Annotated in this window: 2 protein-coding genes; both read left to right on the forward strand. The window is 64.7% G+C overall.

The annotated features are described in order from the left end of the window. Positions 1 to 560 (forward strand): helix-turn-helix domain-containing protein (locus tag ABZ656_RS58030; protein ID WP_360280862.1); only part of this gene is annotated, 560 nt, incomplete at its 5' end. Continuing rightward, the gene (locus ABZ656_RS58035; protein WP_218977822.1) at positions 449 to 1,231 is read left to right on the forward strand and encodes an IS630 family transposase; all 783 of its coding nucleotides are present in this window, start codon (positions 449 to 451) and stop codon (positions 1,229 to 1,231) included. The genes ABZ656_RS58030 and ABZ656_RS58035, both read left to right, overlap by 112 nt. The last annotated feature ends 17 nt before the right edge of the window (positions 1,232 to 1,248 follow it).

The following is a 1,248-nucleotide window of genomic DNA, read 5'->3' on the forward strand; positions in this document are numbered from 1 at the left end:
CTAGTAGCGTGTCGCTGCTTAGGTATGGGCTGTTTGATTGGGAGGCTTGCGTCTGGCAGATTCCCGCTCTGCCGGACAGGACTGGTGCGATGGGTTCGCAGAAGAAGAGGCCGGTGGTGCTGACCGCGCAGGACCGCGAGGAGTTGGTCCGGGTGACCACGACGGGGGTTCATCCGGCCTCGGTAATCAGGCGGGCGAGGGTGCTGCTCGCACTCGACACCTCTGTAGGCGGGATCGGCTCGCAGGAGGTGATCGCGGCCCGGCTCGGCGTCTCCGGTGAGACGTTGCGGCTGGTCGCCAAGCGTTTCACCGAAACCGGTGGCGATGTTCACGCCACCATCACGCGGAAGAAGCGCGACCTCCCGCCGGTGCCCTCGCCGGTGACCGGTGAGGTCGAAGCCCGGCTGATCGCGATGGCGTGCTCACAGCCACCCCAGGGCTATACCCGGTGGTCGCTGCGGCTGCTGGAGAAGCACGTCGCACTGGTCGAGGACATCCCCGATCTGGACCATTCCACCATCGGCCGGGTCTTAAAAAAACGGAACTGCGTCCTCACCTGAAGAAGTGCTGGACCATCCCACCACGAGCGAACGCGGAGTTCGCGGCCCGGATGGAAGACGTACTGGCCGTCTATGCCCGGCCCTATGACCCGGCATGTCCGGTCGTGTGCATGGACGAGAAGCCCTACCAGCTCCTCGGCCATGTCCGCGACCCGCTCCCGGGCCGCCCTGGTCACGACGCCTGCCAGGACAGCGAGTACATCCGCTGCGGCACGTGCTCGATCTTCGTATGGGTCGAACCCCTGCGCGGGTGGCGTCGAGTTCAGGCGCTGCCCCAGAGGACCCGGATCGACTGGGCCGGCCAGGTCAGGCAGCTGCTGAGCGTGGACTACCCCGATGCCGAGACGGTTGTGCTGGTGATGGACAACCTCAACACCCACGGCATCGCCTCACTGTACGAGGCATTCGAACCAGAAGAGGCCTTCGCCCTGGCTCAGCGCCTCGAGATCCACCACACGCCCAAGCACGGGTCATGGCTCAACATCGCCGAGATCGAACTCTCCGCGCTGACCAGGCAATGTCTCGACCGCCGGATCGGCGACCTCGACACCCTCAACACCGAACTCTCGGCCTGGCAGAACGCCACCAACACCGACCAACGTCAGGTGGACTGGCAGTTCACCACCCACGACGCACGCATCAAACTGCGCCACCTCTATCCCAGGAATTAGCTGCGACAGTCTACTAG

It is taken from the genome of Streptomyces sp. NPDC007095 (genome assembly GCF_040634475.1).
Taxonomy (GTDB): domain Bacteria; phylum Actinomycetota; class Actinomycetes; order Streptomycetales; family Streptomycetaceae; genus Streptomyces.